This is a genomic window from Luteimonas deserti, assembly GCF_013425765.1.
In the GTDB taxonomy this organism is placed as follows: Bacteria; Pseudomonadota; Gammaproteobacteria; order Xanthomonadales; family Xanthomonadaceae; genus Luteimonas; species Luteimonas deserti.
Genome location: NZ_JACCJZ010000016.1, coordinates 1 through 17,211, shown reverse-complemented (window position 1 = coordinate 17,211; position 17,211 = coordinate 1). Strand labels below are relative to the sequence as shown.

Sequence of the window (17,211 nt, the reverse complement as noted above, 5' to 3'; positions counted from 1 at the left end):
GGCGCATGGCGCCCGCCATAATGACGCATGACCGAAACGATTCCGCTGCTGATCGATACCGACCCGGGCGTCGACGATGCCCTGGCCCTGATGCTCGCCTTCGCCGACGCCCGTCATCGGGTGGTCGGCCTCACGATCGCTGCCGGCAATGTCGGCCTCGCCCATACGACGGCCAACGCGCTGAAGCTGTGCGAGGTGGTGGGCCGCAGCGACGTCCCGGTCTTCCCCGGGTGCGCGGCGCCGCTGCTGCATTCCGCGCCCGACGCGGCCTATGTGCACGGCAATGACGGCTTCGGCGACGTGGGCTACGTGCAGGCCGCGCGCGCTGCCGAAACGGAACACGCGGCGCAGGCCATCCTGCGGTTGTCGCACGAGCACGCGGGCCGACTGGTCCTCATCGCGCTCGGGCCGCTGACCAACATCGCGCTGGCGTTGAAGCTGGATCCGACGCTGCCGACGCGCATCGCCCGGTTCATGACGATGGCCGGCGCGGTCACCGGCCACGGCAACATCACGCCATCGGCGGAATTCAACGTGTACTTCGACCCCGAGGCGGCCTGCATCGTGTTCGCCGCCTTCCCGCGTTTCGAGCTCTCCGACTGGGAGGCGACCGTCGCGCATGGCCTGCCGCACGACGAGGTGCTGGGCTGGATGCGCGATGGAGGCGAGCGCGCACGCTTCTACGAAGCGATTTCGCGCAAGACGCGGGAGTGGTCCGCGGATCGGCGCGGCGACGAGTGGCATTCGGCGGACGCGCTGGCGATGGCCTGGCTGCTCGCGCCGGACGGGGCCTTGGAGACCGCCGAGCGGCCGGTGGAGGTGGTGCTCGAGCACGGGCCGGCACGCGGCGCGACCATCGTCGACTGGCAGCGGCAGCTCGGGCGCGCCGACAACGCCGTCATTCTGCTGCGCTACGACCGCGCCCGGTTCCACACCCTGGTGCGGGAGGCGCTCCAGGCCGGCTGACAGCCCGCTTGCGCCACGGCGCGACGCGGGCTAAAATGCCGCTCTTCCCTTGCGCAATTTGGTGCCCGCCATGAAGGCCGACATCCACCCCGATTACCGTGAAGTCGTCTTCCAGGACGTGACGTCCGATGGCTTCAAGTTTCTGACCCGCTCGACCCTCGCCTCCACGGCGAAGGAAACGATCCAGTGGGAAGATGGCAACGAATACCCGCTGATCAAGATCGAAGTGTCGTCCGCGACCCACCCGTTCTACACCGGCCAGAACAAGATGATCGACACCAGCGGTCGCGTCGACAAGTTCCGCCGGCGCTACGCGAAGTAAGTCCGCGTCGTGTCGTGCGACGGCCGCCTCCGGGCGGCCGTTTGTGTTTGGTTTCCCGCTACGTCACGGCGTCCCCGTGACGGGGCGGCTTGGTCATGTTCGACTTTCGTGCAATGCCGCGCGGAGGGCGGGGCATTGGGCCCTATGCGATAATTGACGCGTTGCGGCATCCACGCCGCGCCCGCCTGGCCGGATGGTGTGACGTCCGGAGAAATGAGGAGCTCCAGAGTGTCTGAATCCAATTCCAAGCTCGATCAGGTCACCCTCGACGCCGCCGGCAAGGCGGTGACGCTGCCCGTCCTGCACGGCACGCTCGGCAATCCCTGCATCGACATCTCGAAGCTGCCCAAGGAGACCGGCTGCTTCACCTATGATTCCGGTTTTACCGCCACCGCGAGCTGCAAGTCGGCGATCACCTATATCGATGGCGACGAGGGCGTGCTGCTCTACCGCGGCTACCCGATCGACCAGCTGGCCGAGAAGTCGAGCTTCCTCGAAGTCGCCTACCTGCTGCAGGCCGGCGAGCTGCCGACCGCCGACGAGTTCGCGAAGTTCGAGCACGAAGTCACGCATCACACGATGATGCACGAGTCGCTCAAGAGCTTCCTCCAGGGCTTCCGCCACGATGCGCACCCGATGGCGATGCTCGCGGCCTCGGTCGCGTCGATGTCGGCGTTCTATCACGACACGCTTGACCTGCAGGACCCCGAGCAGCGCCGCCTCGCCGCGATCCGCCTGATCGCCAAGGTCCCGACGCTCGCCGCGGCCGCATACCGCTACTCGATCGGCCAGCCGATCCGCTATCCGCGCAACAGCCTGAACTACGTCGACCGCTTCCTGCACATGATGTTCGAAGTGCCGAGCGAGCCGCTGGAGCTCAACCCGGTCGTCGCCAAGGCGATGGACCTGCTCTTCATCCTGCACGCCGACCACGAGCAGAACGCCTCGACCTCGACCGTGCGCCTGGTCGGTTCGACCGGCGCCAACCCGTACGCGTCCGTCGCGGCCGGCATCACCGCGCTGTGGGGCCCCGCGCACGGTGGCGCCAACGAGGCGGTGCTCAAGCAGCTGGCGGAAATCGGCACTGCCGACAACGTCGAGAAGGCGGTGCTGCGCGCGAAGGACAAGAACGACCCGTTCCGTCTGATGGGCTTCGGTCACCGCGTCTACAAGAACTTCGACCCGCGCGCGAAGATCATCCGCGAGATGACCCACAAGGTTCTCGGCGAGCTGGGCATCAACGATCCGCTGCTGGACGTGGCGATGAAGCTCGAGGAGGCGGCGCTGAAGGACGATTACTTCGTCGAGCGCAAGCTCTATCCGAACGTCGATTTCTACAGCGGCATCATCTACAAGGCCCTGAAGATTCCGACCGAGATGTTCACGGTGATGTTCGCGATCGGTCGTACCGCAGGCTGGGTGGCGCACTGGCTCGAACAGCAGGTCGATCCGGAGGCCAAGATCGGCCGTCCGCGCCAGATCTACACCGGCTACGACGTCCGCGACTACGTCGGCAGTGATCGCCGCTGACCCGGGCTCACGTCCGGCAGCGCAAGCGGGATCTGGGGCGGCCTTCGGGCCGCCCTTTTCGCATGCGGCCGCGTCGTTTGCATTGGGGGGAACTCTTACTCGCCGATGCGCCGGGTCCCGGCAGTCCTTCAGCCCGATGCACCCCAGACTCCTGTCTCGAAGCGGACGCGCTGCGCCGGATCGACGCAGCGAAGACGCCCATCCGGTCCTGTCTGGCGAGGAATGCACTGATGTTCACGAAATGGGTATGGGGCGCGGTCGTCGCGTGCGGTCTGGCGCTTGCGGGCCTGCCCGCGGCCGCACAGGAAATGTCCTTCCGTAGTGGCGTCATCACCGGGATCACGCCGGTGCAGGTGCCGGCATCCACCTCCCAGCAGGCGGCGCCGACGCGAACAGGCGGCGCCTTCGGACGCGCGCTGGGTCGGGTGGCAGGGCGCGCGGCGTCCCGTGTGACCGGCGAATACTCGTACGAGGCCTACGACGTGGCCAGCAGCGCCACGCAGGACGTGGTCGGCGGCGCTGCCGCAGCCCCGGGGGCGGCCATGGTGACCGCCTATATGGTGATGCTGCGTTTCGACGACGGCAGCGAATCGGCGATCCGTGCACCCAGTGCGGATCGCCTCCGGGTCGGCGCGCGAGCACGCGTTTTCGGCACTGGCTCGAGCGCGCAGATCGTAGCCGACTGAATTCGCCACCGCCGAGGTCGGGGCTCTTTCGCGTCTTTTCCCGGTCAGGTCGACAGCCTCCAGGCAGGCGGCCCGTCGAGCGGGTCGCCTGTCCTGCTCCGCGCGGCGCGGGATATAAGGTCAGAGCGGCATGGCGCCGTGCTCGAGCGCAAGGAGTGCCTCGAGCTGGGATCGGGACGCGCGCCGCATCGGCCGCTCGTCGATGTTCGACAGCGGCGCTTGACGAAGACACCCGGTCGGAAGCACGGTCAGATCGAAGGTCAGACCTTCGGCGCTGAAGACCCAGACGTCCAGTTCGGCTGCGCGTTGCCGGTCCAGACGCAATCGGCGGACGCGCGCATCGGCGGGCACCCCATGCTCGTCGAGAAACTGGCCCACCGACTCTGGCGGGTCGGCATGCAGGTGCAGTGCAATCGGTGCATGCGCGTCTGCCGTGCCGTCCAGGACGGGGCCGACCAGGCGCGGCTCGAACGCCGCAAAGAAGTGCAGTGCACGCAGGGCCGCGCGTCGTCGCTGTTCGAGGGCATCGGCGTGCTGCGGGCCGTTGAACAGACGCTGGTGCTCGCGCAGCGCATCCTCGATCTCGCGATTTCGCGGCAGTGATGCATCGTCATGGATGCCAAGCCGGCTCGCCGCCTTGAGCTTGGCCTGATGGAAGTCACGGATGCCTCCCTCGGCCATGAGTCGGGCCGCCTCGTGGGCCAGGCGCTGGCGCTGCTCCCGGGTGCGCGTTTCCGCGTGCTGGCGTGCGTGCCGCATGCGCATCCCCCGTCACTGGTATCGGCCGACTTTAACCCGTCGCCATGGAGCAGGCCTACAGGACAAGCGCGCCTAGCGCTGGAAATTCAGTTTCCGGAGGACGTGTCGGCCTTTCGGCGCCTTCGCCGTCGCGCTCGGGCATCCGCATGGATTCCGTATCGCCGCCGCGGCCGACGGGAGCGCGGACCGCAGGAGACGACGGGCTGCATTCTTGTCGCCCGGCCTCCCGGCAGCCCCCTTGCGCAGATGACGGCGAGGTCGCGATGACAGGCCGGTGCCGGACGTCTCCGTGGCGGGTGCGCTGCACCACCGCAGGGTAACGACCAGGACGCCCGGATGCGGACCGACAGGCGCTGCCCCGCGCCCTGCCAGCCCACGCCCATCAGAAGATGTCGAACGCCTCTTCGGTCGGAACATCGTCCAGAGGGAGCTCGATCTCGGTCTCCATGCGCTCGAGATCCTCGGCCTTGACGTACTCGATGATGCCGCCGCTTTCGGACGTGGTCGGCAGCAGCCGCCCGCCCGCTGTGACGGCCACCCGGACCATCCCCTCCGGCGGTTCGTTGCCCGCCTCCGGAACGCCCTCGAGCGCCACGCGCATGAAGTCGATCCAGATCGGCAGGGCCGCGCGGCCCCCGTACTCGCGGAATCCCAGCGAGCGGTTGTCGTCGCGGCCGACCCAGACCGAAGTGACCAGATTGCCGCCGAATCCCGAGAACCAGGCGTCGCGGTGCTCGTTGGTCGAGCCGGTCTTGCCGCCAACGTCGTCACGCTCGAGGACACGCGCAGCCGTGCCCGTCCCGCGACGCACGACGTCGCGCATCATCGAGATCATCTGGTAGGCCACACGCTCGTCGATCGCGCGCGGAGCGATCACGGGCGCTGCGCCGTCCGCGCGCGGCGCTGGCGCTTCGGCAGGGGCCTCGGGCGCCTGGGTGACGGTGCGCTGGGCGGACGCCGGTCCAAGATCGAAGCCGTCCACCACATGCGAGGGCGCTGCAGGCTGGCCGGGCACGCCGCCCGCCGCGCAACCGCGGCAAGCCTGCGGCGGATTCTCCTTGAAGATCAGGTTGCCTTCGCGGTCGCGCACCTCGTCGATGAACCACGGCGTGATCCGGAAGCCGCCGTTGGCGAATACCGCATACCCGCGGGTCACGTCGATGGGGCTCAATGACGGCGTGCCGAGGGCGATCGACAGATTGGGAGGGAGCTGCGCTTCCTCGAACCCGAAATGGCTGATGTACCGGCGCGCATAGTCCACACCGATCGCATCGAGCAGGCGCACCGCGACCAGGTTGCGGGACTGCACCAGTGCCTCGCGCAGGCGCATCGGGCCGAGGAACCGGCCGTCCGAATTCTGCGGACGCCAGTCCTGTCCCTGGCGCATGCGGAACAGCACCGGGGCATCGAGCACGATCGAAGCGGGGTTGAAGCCTTTCTCCATCGCCGCTGCGAACACGAACGGCTTGAAGCTCGACCCGGGCTGGCGCCGGGACTGCGTGGCCCGGTTGAAACTGCTCCCTGCGAAGCTGAAGCCACCGATCAATGCACGCACGGCACCGTCGTCGGGCTGCATCGACACGAGCGTGGCCTGCGCACGCGGCAGTTGATCGAGCTGCCAGCTCACCGCCGGCGCTGCTGTCGCATCCGCCGGCCCCTTGGACGGCGTTTCGATGCGGCGCACGCGCACCAGCTCGCCCCGGGTGAGCAGCGCGCCCGGGGTGCGACCGGTCCATCGGCTGCTGGCCGCATCGAGGGTGACCGTGACGCCATCGGCCAGGACGACATCGGCGGTACCCTCGCTGCTCCGGACCACGATAGCCGGCAGCAGACCAGCCTGCGCAGCGATGCCGCGCAGACGGCGCGCGGTCGCGGCGACGTCCTCCCCTGCCGCGAGCTCGAACGTCTCCGCGGGCTTGACCCACCCGTGGCGACGGTCGTAGGTCGACAATCCCGTGCGCACGGCCGCTTCGGCCGCCGCCTGCATCGTCGGATCGATGGTCGTGGTGACGTGGTAGCCCCGTGTCAGTACGTCGCCGCCGTAGCGCGCCACCATCTCCAGGCGCACCATCTCGGCCACGTAGGGTGCGAACACTTCGATCGGCCGCTCATGGGGCGTGGCGTGCATCTCCACCGCGCGTGCGGCGGACGCCTCCTGCGCACTGATGAAGCCCAGCTCCTGCATCCGGGCCAGGACGTACACGTCCCGGCGTTCCTTGGCCCGCTCGGGATTGCTCAGCGGGTTGCCGCTCGACGGAAACTTCGGAATCGCCGCCAGCGACGCCATCTCGTCGAGGTCGAGGGTGTCGAGCGACTTGCCGTAATAGAACTCCGCCGCGGCCGCCACGCCATAGGCACGGTTGCCGAAGAAGCTCTTGTTGAGGTAGAGCTCGAAGATCTCGTCCTTGCTGAGGTTCTGCTCCATCTTCCGCGCAAGAAGCATCTCCGCGAACTTGCGGGTGAAGCTGTACTCCGAGCTCAGGAAGAACTGCCGCGCGACCTGCTGGGTGATGGTCGAGCCCCCAGGCACGCGACGGTCGTCGGTGGTCGCCAGCAGCCACAGCGCACGCGCGACGCCCCGGTAGTCGATGCCGCCGTGTTCGTAGAAGCGCGCGTCCTCCGTCGCGAGGAAGGCCTGCTTGAGCCGCAGCGGCACGTCGTCGATCTTCACCGGGTAGCGGCGCGTTTCGCCGAACAGGGCGATCAATCGCCCGTCGCTGGCATAGACGTAGAGCGGCTCCTGCATCTCGATATCGCGCAGGCTTTCGACGTCGGGCAGCTTGGAGGCGACGGCCGTATAGAGGACGCCCGCGGCGACCGCGCCCAGGATCGCGATGACCAGGAACAGGGCCAGCATCCAGCGCAGGGTGCGACGGAGCCGGGACGGACGGGGCGAAGTGGGCGCGGGTGTCATGGCGGCGGAGTATAGGGGAGCGGCTGACTCGAGGCCCCCCGCGCCAGTCCGTGACGGCCCTCTGATTCCCGAAGATGGAGGGCGCCCGGCATCGCGTCTTCGTGATCCGGTTGTTGCTATCGGCTTAAAAGTCCGTTATTTAATGCGCCGGGACACGAGGCGCGGCTAAGCGCCCGTGGCAAAGGGGATATTCCGTGGGGCTCATCACAAAAAGCCAGGTGCCGCTCGTCGGCGTCGACATCAGCTCGACCGCGGTCAAGCTGCTGCAGCTGTCGCGGCAGGGCAACCGCTACCGCGTCGAACACTATGCGGTGGAGCCGCTGCCGCCCAACGCGGTGGTGGAGAAGAACATCGTGGAGGTCGAGGCGGTGGGCGAGGCCATCCGCCGCGCGGTGTCGCGCTCGGGCACCAAGGCCAAGCATGCAGCCGCCGCCGTCGCCGGTTCGGCGGTGATCACGAAGACGATCCCGATGCCGGCCGACCTCGACGAGGACGACATGGAATCGCAGGTCGAGCTCGAGGCGGTGAACTACATCCCGTATCCGATCGAGGAAGTGAACCTCGATTTCGAGGTGCTGGGCGCGATGCCCGGCAATGCGGAGATGGTGCAGGTGCTGCTGGCCGCCTCGCGGTCGGAGAACGTGGAACTGCGCGCGTCCGCGCTCGAGCTCGGCGGACTCGCCGCCCGGGTCGTGGATGTCGAGGCGTTCGCGGTCGAGAACGCCTTCGCGCTGATCGCCAGCACGCTGAGCATGCCGACCGACGGTGTGGTCGCTCTGGTCGACGTCGGTGCGACGATGACCACGCTCAACGTGCTGCGCAACGGGCGCAGCCTGTACTCGCGCGAGCAGGTGTTCGGCGGCAAGCAGCTGACCGACGAAGTGATGCGCCGCTACGGTCTCAGCTACGAGGAAGCGGGCCTGGCCAAGCGCCAGGGCGGCCTGCCCGAGAGCTATGAGGTCGAAGTGCTCGAGCCGTTCAAGGAGGCGATGGTCCAGCAGGTCAGCCGCCTGCTGCAGTTCTTCTATGCGGGCAGCGACTTCAACCGTGTCGACCAGATCGTGCTTGCCGGCGGATGCGCGTCGATTCCGGGCGTCGCCGACATGGTCGAAGAGCAGCTGGGCGTGCAGACGGTACTGGCCAATCCGCTGGCGCAGATGACGCTCGGCCCGCGGGTCCAGGCCCATGCGCTGGCGCAGGATGCCCCCGCGCTGATGATCGCGTGCGGCCTCGCGCTGAGGAGCTTCGACTGATGGCAAGAATCAATCTCCTCCCCTGGCGCGCCGAACGGCGCAAGCAGCGGCAGAAGGAATTCGGGGTCATGGTGGGCATCGCCGCGGTGGCGGGTATCGCCCTGTGGTTCCTGGTCAACTCGTACTACAACGCGCAGATCGACGGACAGCGTGAGCGCAATGCCTATCTCGAGCAGCGCATCGTCGAGCTCGATCGCGAGATCAGCGAGATCGATGCGCTCGACCGCCAGCGCTCGCAGCTGCTGGCCCGCAAGGCCGTGATCGAGCAGTTGCAGGGCAATCGTTCGCAGATGGTCCATCTCTTCGACCAGCTGGTACGCACCATTCCCGACGGCGTGCTGCTGACCTCGCTGAAGCAGGAAGGGCAGCGACTGACGCTCGAAGGGCGCTCGCAGTCGAATGCTCGCGTCAGTACCTATATGCGTTCGCTGGATGCCTCGGGATGGATGTCCAACGCCCAGCTTTCGGTGATCGAGGCGCGCGATGGCGTGCCGGGGCTGCCGTACGCCTTCACGTTGAACGTCCAGCTGTCGACGCCGGCGGCCAAGGAAGCCGAAGCCGCGGACGCGGTCGACCCGCTGCAGCCGGTCGATGCCACCGCCCCCGTCGATGCGCCGGCGCCGGTCGCTGAAGGAGTCGCTTCGTGAGCAAGAAGAAGATGGGCCTGCGCGAGCTCGACATCAACAATACCGGTGCATGGCCGCGCGAGTACAAGATCGGCGCCTGCATCCTGGTGGGACTGCTGATCTTCGGCCTGCTCTGGTACCTGGTCACCCGCGACAAGGGCGGCGAGCTCGAGGGTCTCGAGGCGCAGGAGCGCACGTTGCGTCAGGATTTCGAGACCAAGCAGGGCCGCGCGGCGAATCTCGAACCGCTGAAGCAGCAGCTGGCGCAGATGGAGCAGCAGCTCCAGCAGATGCTCCGGCAGTTGCCGAGCAAGACCGAGATGCCCGACCTGATCGTCGACATCTCCCAGACCGCGATCGCCACCGGCATCCAGAACGACCTGTTCAAGCCGGGCGAGGAATCGCCGCGCGAGTTCTACGCCGAGCAGCCCATCGCACTGCGAATGGTCGGCACTTACCACCAGTTCGGCGCCTTCGTCAGCGGCGTGGCGTCGCTGCCGCGCGTGGTCATCATGACCATGCACGACATCTCGCTGAAGCCCCGGGGCGGATCGGGCGACGGCCTGGCCGGCATCGGGCCGAACTCGAGCCTCGAGCTGTCGGGCACCGTCAAGACCTACCGCTACCTCGATGAAGAGGAGACCGCCGCCCAGGCAGCGGAAACAGAAGCACAGGCTGCCGGGGGGGCGCAATGATGTCGATCAGCACAGGCATGACGCGCGGCCTCACACTGCTCGCGATCGCACTGGTCGCAACGGGCTGCGGCCGCGGCGTCACCAGCACGCCGGGAGACGCGCCCAACCTCGAACAGTGGGTGGACGAGGTCAAGCAGCGACCCGCGCCCGCGCTCGATCCGCTGCCGGTCATGCAGCAGTTCGAGACCTTCGAGTATTCGGCGCAGGGAATCCGCGACCCGTTCAGTAACGCGTTCACCGATGCCGACAACGGCAGCGGGCCGCGGCCGGACTCCAACCGGCGTAAGGAGATCACCGAGCAGTTCCCGCTCGACAGCATGTCGATGGTCGGCACGATCGGCACCGGTCCGCGTACGGTGGGCCTCGTGCTCGCGCCGGACAAGGTGACCTACCGGATCGGGCCGGGGAATTACCTGGGACAGAACGATGGCCGCGTGACATCGGTCAATGAAAATCGCATCGAGCTGGTCGAGCTCGTGCCCGATGGCGCCGGCGGGTGGCTCGAACGCCCGGCATCGCTCGCGCTGAACGAAAAATGATGAGGGGAAGCAAGATGACCGTGAGCAAAGCGGGGAGCCTGCGGGCTGACCGGACGTCTCCGATGCGTGCCGGCGCGCTCGGTCTCGCCATCGGACTGGTGGCTGCATTCAGTGGTGCACAGGCCGCGCAGCCGGTGGCGTCGGGGGCGCTGCTTCCTGTGCTGCAGTTGGCTGCGGCAGGCCAGAGCTCGGCCGTGACCGTGACCGACCTGGATTTCAAGCGAGGCGATGGCGGGGCGGGCAAGCTGATCCTCCGCTTCGACGGGGACGGCGCGACGCCCGACCTGCGCACGCAGGACGGGAACGTGGTGATCAATCTGGGCGGCGCGACGCTGCCGGCGTCACTGCAGCGGCCGCTCAACGTCACCGATTTCGCGACGCCGGTGCAGCGGATCGATGCACGCCAGGGCGGCAGCGGCACCCAGGTGGTGCTGACCGCACGCGGCGACTTCGAGCCGCTCGCCTACCAGAGCGGCCGCGACTACATCGTCGAAATCGTTCCGCGCACGGGGTCGCGTGCGGTCGGCTCGGCCGGCCTCACTTCGACGATGGCCCAGACGGCTGCTGCCACGGCGGCCGAGACACGCGCGTATCGCGGTGCGCCGGTCACGTTCAACTTCCAGGACGTCCCGGTGCGCACCGTGCTGCAGTTGATCGCGGACGAGTCCAACCTCAACATCGTCGCCAGCGACAGCGTGGTCGGCAACGTCACCCTGCGCCTGCAGAACGTGCCCTGGGACCAGGCGCTGGACATCGTCTTGCAGGCCAAGTCGCTCGACAAGCGCCGCAGCGGCAATGTGGTCTGGGTCGCGCCCCAGAGCGAGATCGCCGCGTTCGAACAGGCCCGCGAGGACGCGCGTCTGGCCATCGAAGAGCGCGCGGAGATGACCACCGAGTACATCGCGATCAGCTATGGCAACGCGGAAGACATCGCCAAGCTGCTGACCGAGGAGAGCAAGACGAGCACAGGCGGTGGCGGCGGCAGTACGCAAAACCGAGGCTTCCTCTCCTCGCGTGGCAGCCTCAGTTTCGATCGCCGCACGAACACGCTGCTGGTGATCGACATTCCCCAGCGCGTGGACGAAATCAAGCGCCTTGTCTCGATGCTCGACAAGCCGGTTGACCAGGTCGTGATCGAGGCCCGCATCGTGATCGCCAACGAATCGTTCGCACGCGATCTCGGTGCACGCTTCGGCGTGTTCGGGGCCAAGCAGCGTCTGATCACGTCCGGCTCTCTCGAAACCAACGCCGAGTACAACAACAGCGGAATCCCGACCGCACAGAATCCGAATCCGGTCCGGACCTGGACAGACGATGTTGCGCGCCGCAATCTCAACTTCGGCATCCGCGATATGAACCCGGCATCCGTGGCGTTCACGATCCTGGGAAATACGATCAACTGGGAGCTGGAACTCCAGGCTCTGCAGCAGGAGCAGCGCGGCGAAGTCATCTCCAACCCGCGCATCGTTACCAGTAACCAGCGCGAGGCCGTGATCAGCCAGGGTCAGGAAGTCGGCTACCTGACCGTGACGGGCGGGCAGAGCAACAGCATCCCGACCATCGAGTTCAAGGACGTGCTCCTCGAGATGAAGGTGACGCCCACCATCACGGCGGATGGCCGCGTGTTCCTCGCGATGGACATCAAGAAGGACGAAGTGACTGGCGAGACGACGTATCCCGGTATCGGTTCGGTTCCCCTCATCAGCAAGCGCACGGTTACGACGGCGGTGCTGATCGACGATGGGCAGACCGTTGCGATCGGCGGCGTGTACGAGTTCGCGGATCGGGCTTCGCTGTCGAAGGTCCCGTTCCTCGGTGACCTTCCGGTACTGGGCAACCTGTTCAAGACGCGTGGGCGTGGCAAGGAGAAGGCGGAGCTGTTGATCTTCGTGACCCCGAAGGTCATGCGGGTGGCGCAGCGCCCCCTCGATTGAGTCGAGCGCAGCGCCGTTCCGGACGGGGCCCGTATGGGCCCCGTCTGTGTATGTGCGGCGCAGTCTAGGCGGCGCGGAGGGTCGAGCGTCGTTCACCGTTTGCGGTCACACTGTTCCCGACGCGATCGGCGTCGACAGCGAGACGGTGGATGGACCAGGCGCTCGAGCCCGTGTCGACGCGGGGGTTGCATGCACGCTTCGACGCGCTGCGGGCATCTCTGGCGGCGGCCATCATCGGCCAGGATGCACTGGTGGACCGGCTGCTGGTCGCCCTGCTCGCGGACGGTCACCTGCTGGTGGAAGGGGCACCGGGACTGGCCAAGACGACGGCGATCCGGGCACTGGCCGCGCGTCTGGATGCGCCTTTCGCGCGGGTCCAGTTCACACCGGACCTGCTGCCGGCTGACCTGACCGGCACCGAGATCTGGCGCCCGCAAGACGGGCGATTCGAGTTCCAGCCCGGGCCGATCTTCCACCCGCTGCTGCTGGCCGACGAGATCAACCGCGCACCCGCCAAGGTGCAATCGGCGCTTCTCGAGGCGATGGGCGAGCGTCAGGTCACCGTGGGCCGCGAAACCTACCGGCTGCCGGACCTGTTCCTGGTGATGGCCACGCAGAATCCGATCGAGCAGGAAGGCACCTTTCCGCTGCCCGAGGCGCAGCTCGACCGGTTTCTGTTGCACGTGCGCGTGGGTTATCCGGATGTGGCGACCGAATCGCGGATCCTGGCCCTCGCCCGCGAGCGCGCGCTGGCCGAGCTCGACGCGCGAACCGAAGACATCGACCGCATGCCTCTGGAGATCCTGTTCGCCGCCCGGCGCGCGGTGCTGGACGTGCACCTGGCTCCGGCGGTGGAGCGCTATCTCGTCGAGCTGGTGCTCGCATCGCGTGATCCGTCAGCGTACGACCCTGCGCTGGCCCGCCGGATCGCCTGGGGCGCGAGCCCGCGCGGGTCGATCGCGCTCGAGCGTTGCGCGCGCGCGCGGGCCTGGCTGGCCGGACGCGATTTCGTCACCCCCGAGGACGTCCGGGCGCTGGCGCCGGATGTCCTGCGCCACCGGGTGTTGCCGAGCTACGAGGCGACGGCCGAAGGCTGGGATGGCGACCAGCTCGTCGCGGCCCTGCTCGACTGTGTGCCGCTGCCCTGAACGTGGCAATGCGTGCCGGCCCGTCCACTCTCGAGCCGTCCGGCGCCACCGGCGTCGTGCCATCGCTCCGGGAGCTCGTGGCCCTGCGTGAGCCGGCCGGTCGACGCATCGGTGCCCGACAGGGGCGGACCGGCATCCGCGCGCACGCGCCAGCGCCGGTGCGCGGGCAGGGGATGGAATACGCGGAATCACGGGACTACATCGCAGGTGACGATGCGCGTCATATCGACTGGCGGGTCACCGCCCGGACGGGTCGCCCGCACACCAAGACCTTCCAGACCGAGCGGGAGCGCTTGACGCTGGTGGTGGCCGACACCGCGCCTGCGCTCTACTTCGGCACGCGTGTGCGGTTCAAGTCCGTGCAGGCGGCGCGCGCCGGTGCGGTCGCGGTGTGGGCGGCCACCGCGGCGGGTGATCGCGTAGCGGCCCTGCGCGGAACCTCGAGCGAGGCCCCGGTCCCACCCGCCGGCGGGCGCCGGGGCAGCCTGCGCGTCCTCGATGCACTGGCGCGCTGGTACGCGACGCGGCCCGACGGCGACGAGGGCCTGCCGGTGGCGTTCGACCACGCGCGACGCCTGCTTCGTCCGGGATCGCGGCTGCTGGTCCTGTCCGACGCGGCAAGTGCGCTCGCAGTGCCGGCGCAGCGCTGGCTTGCCCTCTCTGCACATGCCGAGGTCTGCGTCGTGCTGTTGACCGATCCGCTGGAGCGCGATCCACCCGTGGCCCCGGTGCGCTTCGCCGCGCCCGGAGGTGCGGTGGCCCTGGACCTCGACCGGGCGACAGTCCGGGCGCGCTGGGCGGACCGCTTCGCAGGCGGTATCGCTCGATGCGAGGCCGTGCTGCGTGCTTCTGGCGTGCGTACCGCGGTGCTGTCCACGGAAATGGCCAGTGATCGCTGGCTGCCGATCTTCATGCGCGGACGGACGCGCTGAGATGCGGGTGCCCGACATCGTGCTCCGTGATATCCAGCAGCCTGCCGCGCCGGCATGGTGGCCACCTGCGCCGGGCTGGTGGTGGCTTGCGGCGGCGCTGTGCATCCTGCTCGCAGCGGCGGGCCTGTACGCCTGGCTGCGCGCGCGCAGGCGGCAGGCCTGGCGCAGGATGTTCGACACCGCAGTCGACGCGGCGCCGGACCCATCGGCGCGGATCGCTGCGATGTCGGCCCTGTTGCGGCGCGCCGCGCGGCGCGTACGGCCCGATGCCGATCGGCTGGAAGGCGACGCCTGGCTGGCGTTCCTCGACGCCGGCGCCACGGAGGCGGGATTCAGCGACGGTCCGGGCGCGGTCCTGCGCGAAGGCGCCTTCAAGCGCGACCCGGGTCCGGTGGACATCGTCGCGGCGCAGCGCCTTGCCCGCGCGCGTTTCGTCGCCCTGATGCAGGCCGGGCGATGACGACGCCGGACACGACGCTTGACATGCTGCGCACCGTCTTCGCGTGGCCGTGGATGCTGCTCGCGCTGCCGCTGCCCCTGATCGTGTACCGCCTGCGTCGCCCGGCGCCGCCACGCGGCGCCGCCTTGCGTGTGCCCTATGCGCAACTCCCGGCACTCGCGGGGGGGATGACCGGTCGCAATTTCGGTGGCGTTCCCTGGCTGCTCACGCTCGCCTGGCTGCTGCTGTGCCTCGCGGCGGCGCGGCCCCAGCAGTGGGGGCCGCCGGAGCCGGCACCCCGGGCGGCGCGCGATCTCATGCTCGCCGTGGATCTGTCCGGCAGCATGGGCGAAGAGGACATGCAGCTTGGATCGCGTCGGGTCGACCGCCTGACCGCGGCGAAGGCGGTGATCGCCGATTTTCTCGAGCGGCGCCATGGTGACCGCGTCGGCCTGATCGTCTTCGGGCACCGCGCCTATGCGATGTCGCCGATGACCTTCGATCTCGACAGCGTTCGCCAGCAGCTCGACGACACCGTCGTCGGCCTCGCCGGCCGGGAAACCGCGATCGGTGATGCGATCGGCCTGGCCGTCAAGCGCATGGGTGATCCGTCGTCCGGTCAACGCGTGCTGGTATTGCTGACCGATGGCGTCAGCAATGCCGGCGTGCTCACTCCGGACAAGGCGAGCGAGCTCGCACGTGACGCCGGCCTGCGGGTGCACACCATCGCGTTCGGCGGCGAGGAGCAGGCCGGGGCGCTGTTCGGCTTTCGCCTGCCCGGGGGCGGAGAACCGGCGATCGACGAAGCCGCGCTGGAAGCGATCGCCGAGGCGACGGGCGGCCGGGCCTTCCGCGCGCGCGATACTGCGGCGCTGGCCGGGATCTACGCCGAGCTCGACCGGATCGAACCCGTCGAGCGGGCAGGGCCCGCACTGCGGGCGCGGATCGAGCGGTATCCGATTCCGCTCGCCGGGGCCTGCCTGCTGCTCGCGCTGGCAGCGTGGCCGCGGGCGGCGCACGGCGGCCGTTCCGGCCGCATCGGCGCGGAGGCCGCGCGGTGAACGGCCTCGACGCGGTGCATTTCGCACGGCCGGCGTGGCTCTGGCTGTTGCTGGCCCTTCCGCTACTGGGGGTGGTGTGGCGACTGCGCATGCGCGCCGCGAGCGGGTGGACGCAAGCGGTCGACGCCCATCTGCTGGCGCATCTCGCGGAACACCGCGCCGGCAGGCGCGGCTGGCTGGAACTCGCCGCATGGATGACCGCGGGTGCATGCGCGGTGCTGGCCCTCGCGGGCCCGGGGTGGCGCCAGGTTCCGGCGCCGCTGCAGGCGACGACGTCGCCGCCTTTGGTGGTGGTCCTGGACCTGTCGACCGCGACCGCGGCGGCGGACCTCCCGCCCTCGCGCCTGCTGCAGGCGCGGGCCAAGCTCGCCGAGCTGTTCGCCGGACGCGCCGAAGGCGAAACCGCACTGGTCGTCTACGCGGGCGATGCGTTCACCGTCGCGCCGCTGACCTCGGAGGCAGCCAATCTGGCGCTGTATCTCGATGCGCTGGCCCCCGATGTCATGCCGGCCGACGGCCAGCGCGCGGACCGCGGTATCGAGCACGCCGCGCGCCTGCTCCGCCAGCGCGCGGTCACCCGCGGGAGCATCCTCCTGTTGACCGGCCAGGCCGACCGGCCGGCGATCGCCGAAGCCGCGACCGCCTCACGGATGGGCTATCGCGTGTCCGTGCTCGGGCTGGGCAGCCCCCAGGGGGCGGCCCATCGCGACGCCGTTGGCGGGCTCGTCCATGCCCGGCTCGACGAGCCTGCACTCCGGGCGCTCGCTGAGGCCGGCAGCGGCGATTACCGGCGGCTCACGATCGGCGACGCCGATCTCCGAGCCTTGCGCCTGATGTCTGATCCGGCGAACGGGGACACTGCGTCCACCGGTGCAGACCGGCCGGGGGCGCTGCCCCAGGGTGCCCTGCGCTGGGCGGATCAGGGCTACTGGTTCATCCTCCCACTGCTCGTCCTGGTGCTGCTGGCGTTCCGCCGCGGCGCGGCGCTCGCGGCAGTGGCGTGCCTGGCGGCGCTTCCAATGCTGGGGGCCGACGCCCGGGACGAGACCATGCGTGGCACGGCCTGGCAACGTGCCGACCAGGCCGTGCACGGTCGTCTCGTCGAAGGCGTGGAGGCCTACCGCGCGGGTCGCTATGCCGATGCCGCCAGGCACTGGGCCGATCTGCCCGGGCCGGTGGCGGCCTACAACCGCGGCAACGCCCTGGCCAGGCAGGGGGATCTGGACGGAGCGATCGCGGCTTACGACCAGGCCTTGCGCCTGCAGCCGGGCATGGCCGATGCGCTCGCCAACCGCGCCGCGGTCGAGGCCGCCCGGACGCGGCGGCCGCCGCCCGGACCCGGCCGGGATCCGCGCGCGCCGCCCCGAGGCGAACAGCCCGATGAAGGCCGGCCGTCGCCGGGCGCGG

The 17,211-nt window shown here is 69.0% G+C and carries 16 protein-coding genes; 14 read left to right on the top strand and 2 right to left on the bottom strand.

Translation table 11 applies throughout. From position 1 onward, the window contains the following. The first annotated feature begins 27 nt into the window (after nt 1-27). The 4 genes from H0E82_RS08420 (at nt 28) to H0E82_RS08405 (ending at nt 3,504) form a co-directional block, all read left to right on the top strand. Entirely contained in the window at nt 28-966 is a 939-nt protein-coding gene (locus tag H0E82_RS08420) for a nucleoside hydrolase (protein ID WP_180545020.1), read from the top strand. 70 nt (nt 967-1,036) lie between these two features. Beyond that, complete coding sequence (locus H0E82_RS08415) at nt 1,037-1,288, top strand: type B 50S ribosomal protein L31 (protein WP_180545019.1); 252 nt, start codon at nt 1,037-1,039, stop codon at nt 1,286-1,288. A 228-nt stretch (nt 1,289-1,516) separates the two neighbouring features. Beyond that, the gene (locus H0E82_RS08410; RefSeq protein ID WP_425600330.1) at nt 1,517-2,818 is read left to right on the top strand and encodes a citrate synthase; all 1,302 of its coding nucleotides are present in this window, start codon (nt 1,517-1,519) and stop codon (nt 2,816-2,818) included. Between the two features lie 62 nt (nt 2,819-2,880). Next, nucleotides 2,881-3,504, top strand: coding sequence for a hypothetical protein (locus H0E82_RS08405; protein ID WP_180545017.1), 624 nt, complete (start codon nt 2,881-2,883; stop codon nt 3,502-3,504). A 120-nt stretch (nt 3,505-3,624) separates the two neighbouring features. Here the strand turns inward: H0E82_RS08405 and H0E82_RS08400 are convergent, their stop codons facing one another. Together H0E82_RS08400 and H0E82_RS08395 are read right to left on the bottom strand one after the other, a co-directional pair. Continuing rightward, the gene (locus H0E82_RS08400; RefSeq protein ID WP_180545170.1) at nt 3,625-4,263 is read right to left on the bottom strand and encodes a hypothetical protein; all 639 of its coding nucleotides are present in this window, start codon (nt 4,261-4,263) and stop codon (nt 3,625-3,627) included. 382 nt (nt 4,264-4,645) lie between these two features. Continuing rightward, the gene (locus H0E82_RS08395; protein ID WP_180545016.1) at nt 4,646-7,177 is read right to left on the bottom strand and encodes a penicillin-binding protein 1A; all 2,532 of its coding nucleotides are present in this window, start codon (nt 7,175-7,177) and stop codon (nt 4,646-4,648) included. Nucleotides 7,178-7,371: 194 nt separating this feature from the next. On the opposite strand from H0E82_RS08395, the gene H0E82_RS08390 reads away from it, so the two are divergent. The 10 genes from H0E82_RS08390 to H0E82_RS08345 form a co-directional block, all read left to right on the top strand. Beyond that, nucleotides 7,372-8,430 (top strand): pilus assembly protein PilM, encoded by a 1,059-nt coding sequence (locus H0E82_RS08390; protein WP_180545015.1) that lies wholly within the window; start codon nt 7,372-7,374, stop codon nt 8,428-8,430. Further along, a complete protein-coding gene (locus tag H0E82_RS08385; protein ID WP_180545014.1) occupies nt 8,430-9,077 on the top strand; it encodes a PilN domain-containing protein in 648 nt (215 codons plus the stop codon). Before H0E82_RS08390 ends, H0E82_RS08385 begins: the two co-directional genes overlap by 1 nt. Further along, on the top strand, nt 9,074-9,751 hold the full coding sequence (locus H0E82_RS08380; protein WP_180545013.1) for a type 4a pilus biogenesis protein PilO: 678 nt from the start codon (nt 9,074-9,076) through the stop codon (nt 9,749-9,751). Before H0E82_RS08385 ends, H0E82_RS08380 begins: the two co-directional genes overlap by 4 nt. A gap of 17 nt (nt 9,752-9,768) precedes the next feature. Next, the gene (locus tag H0E82_RS08375; RefSeq protein ID WP_425600333.1) at nt 9,769-10,290 is read left to right on the top strand and encodes a pilus assembly protein PilP; all 522 of its coding nucleotides are present in this window, start codon (nt 9,769-9,771) and stop codon (nt 10,288-10,290) included. A 14-nt stretch (nt 10,291-10,304) separates the two neighbouring features. Beyond that, nucleotides 10,305-12,224: a type IV pilus secretin PilQ gene (locus H0E82_RS08370; RefSeq protein WP_180545168.1), complete on the top strand. Its 1,920-nt coding sequence runs from the start codon at nt 10,305-10,307 to the stop codon at nt 12,222-12,224. A 149-nt stretch (nt 12,225-12,373) separates the two neighbouring features. Further along, nucleotides 12,374-13,372 carry an AAA family ATPase gene (locus H0E82_RS08365; protein WP_180545012.1) on the top strand — a complete coding sequence of 333 codons (999 nt, stop codon included), beginning with the start codon at nt 12,374-12,376 and terminating at the stop codon, nt 13,370-13,372. A gap of 8 nt (nt 13,373-13,380) precedes the next feature. Continuing rightward, nucleotides 13,381-14,304 carry a DUF58 domain-containing protein gene (locus H0E82_RS08360; RefSeq protein ID WP_180545011.1) on the top strand — a complete coding sequence of 308 codons (924 nt, stop codon included), beginning with the start codon at nt 13,381-13,383 and terminating at the stop codon, nt 14,302-14,304. A 1-nt stretch (nt 14,305) separates the two neighbouring features. Beyond that, nucleotides 14,306-14,764, top strand: a complete 459-nt coding sequence (locus H0E82_RS08355; RefSeq protein WP_180545010.1) for a DUF4381 family protein — start codon at nt 14,306-14,308, stop codon at nt 14,762-14,764. A 23-nt stretch (nt 14,765-14,787) separates the two neighbouring features. After that, nucleotides 14,788-15,804 carry a VWA domain-containing protein gene (locus H0E82_RS08350; protein ID WP_425600329.1) on the top strand — a complete coding sequence of 339 codons (1,017 nt, stop codon included), beginning with the start codon at nt 14,788-14,790 and terminating at the stop codon, nt 15,802-15,804. Then, on the top strand, nt 15,801-17,211 hold a 1,411-nt coding region (locus H0E82_RS08345; protein ID WP_180545008.1), incomplete at its 3' end, for a tetratricopeptide repeat protein. The genes H0E82_RS08350 and H0E82_RS08345, both read left to right, overlap by 4 nt.

Excerpts from the sequence above, each read along its gene's own strand:
- H0E82_RS08420 (WP_180545020.1), top strand. The coding sequence starts at position 28 with ATGACCGAAACGATTCCGCTGCTGATCGATACCGACCCGGGCGTCGAC.
- H0E82_RS08365 (WP_180545012.1), top strand. The coding sequence starts at position 12,374 with ATGGACCAGGCGCTCGAGCCCGTGTCGACGCGGGGGTTGCATGCACGC.
- H0E82_RS08405 (WP_180545017.1), top strand. The coding sequence starts at position 2,881 with ATGCGGCCGCGTCGTTTGCATTGGGGGGAACTCTTACTCGCCGATGCG.
- H0E82_RS08395 (WP_180545016.1), bottom strand. The coding sequence starts at position 7,177 with ATGACACCCGCGCCCACTTCGCCCCGTCCGTCCCGGCTCCGTCGCACC.
- H0E82_RS08355 (WP_180545010.1), top strand. The coding sequence starts at position 14,306 with ATGCGGGTGCCCGACATCGTGCTCCGTGATATCCAGCAGCCTGCCGCG.
- H0E82_RS08350 (WP_425600329.1), top strand. The coding sequence starts at position 14,788 with ATGCTGCGCACCGTCTTCGCGTGGCCGTGGATGCTGCTCGCGCTGCCG.
- H0E82_RS08415 (WP_180545019.1), top strand. The coding sequence starts at position 1,037 with ATGAAGGCCGACATCCACCCCGATTACCGTGAAGTCGTCTTCCAGGAC.
- H0E82_RS08385 (WP_180545014.1), top strand. The coding sequence starts at position 8,430 with ATGGCAAGAATCAATCTCCTCCCCTGGCGCGCCGAACGGCGCAAGCAG.
- H0E82_RS08360 (WP_180545011.1), top strand. The coding sequence starts at position 13,381 with ATGCGTGCCGGCCCGTCCACTCTCGAGCCGTCCGGCGCCACCGGCGTC.
- H0E82_RS08375 (WP_425600333.1), top strand. The coding sequence starts at position 9,769 with ATGACGCGCGGCCTCACACTGCTCGCGATCGCACTGGTCGCAACGGGC.
- H0E82_RS08400 (WP_180545170.1), bottom strand. The coding sequence starts at position 4,263 with ATGCGGCACGCACGCCAGCACGCGGAAACGCGCACCCGGGAGCAGCGC.
- H0E82_RS08370 (WP_180545168.1), top strand. The coding sequence starts at position 10,305 with ATGACCGTGAGCAAAGCGGGGAGCCTGCGGGCTGACCGGACGTCTCCG.